The following is a 1,296-nucleotide window of genomic DNA, read 5'->3' as shown; positions in this document are numbered from 1 at the left end:
ATGTGCCTCCATGGACATGTTCGCCAACTACGGCGCCCGTGGTGACGCCTTCGCCGCCGCGGTCCACCGCCGGATCGAGGGACCCGGCAGCTGAGCCGGGGGAGGGGACCGCCGCGATGACCACCCTGTCTCCGGACGCGGCCCCCGCGTCCCCGGATGCGACTGCATCCAGGGCGACGGTCCGGACGCTGCCCGGGCTCGGGGGGCTCCGCAGCCTGCGCGACGCCCTCGACCGCCCGCTGTCGTCGTACTACCTGCTGCTCGGCGCCTCCACGCTGCTGCTCACCATCGGGCTGATGATGGTGCTCAGCTCGTCGAGCGTCGACGCCTACAAGACGACCGGCGACTCCTACGCCATCGTCAAGCGGCAGCTGATGTGGGTGCTGCTCGGCCTGCCGTGCGCCTTCATCGCCTCGCGGATGTCGCAGGCCTGGATCCGCCGGCTCGCGTGGCCGGCGTACATCCTGTCCCTGTCGCTGCTGCTCCTGACCGCCTTCCTCGGGGTCGAGCGCAACGGCAACCAGAACTGGCTGGCCGTCGGGCCTCTGGCGATCCAGCCCTCCGAGGTCGCGAAGCTCGGCCTGGTGCTCTGGGCGGCCAACATCTACGCCCGCAAGGAGCGCCGGCTCGGCCGCGTCCACGAGATCATGATCCCGGTGGTCCCCGGCATGCTGATGGCCACCGGCCTGGTGATCCTGGGTCGCGACCTCGGCACCGCGCTGGTGCTCTTCGCGATCCTGCTCGGCATGCTCTGGGTGGTCGGGGCCCCGCCGCGCTTCTTCGTGCTCAGCATCTCGATCATCGGCGTCGCGGTGATCTTCCTGGCCGCCATGGACACCGAGCGCCTCCAGCGGATCACCAACTTCTCCGACCCGTTCAAGGACTACCTCGACACCGGCTGGCAGCCCGCGCACGGCCTCTACGCGCTGTCCACCGGCGGCTGGTTCGGCCAGGGCATCGGCGCCTCCACCCAGAAGTGGGGCGGCCTTCCCGAGGCTCACAACGACTTCATCTTCGCTGTCCTCGGCGAGGAGCTCGGCCTGGTCGGCACGCTGCTGGTGATCGGGCTGTTCTTCACGATCGCCTTCGCCGCGATCCGGATCGCCTCGCGCACCGCGGAGCCGTTCGTGCGCTACATGTCCTTCGGCATCGTGGTGTGGCTGCTCGGCCAGATGATCATCAACGTCGGCATGGTCCTGGCCGTGATGCCGGTCATCGGCATCCCGCTCCCGCTGGTCTCCTACGGCGGCTCCGCACTGCTGCCGTCGCTGGTCGCCCTGGGCCTCCTCGTGGGCT

General features: G+C 69.8%; 1 protein-coding gene. It reads left to right on the top strand.

Annotation, left to right across the window (positions count from 1 at the left end):
* Positions 1 to 116: 116 nt before the first annotated feature.
* On the top strand, positions 117 to 1,296 hold a 1,180-nt coding region (gene ftsW, locus ACXJKL_RS21220), incomplete at its 3' end, for a putative lipid II flippase FtsW (protein WP_457208970.1).

This window comes from Nocardioides sp. P5_C9_2 (assembly GCF_054049555.1).
The sequence above is the reverse complement of the archived record's forward strand: the minus strand, read 5'-3'. Positions and strand labels throughout refer to the sequence as shown.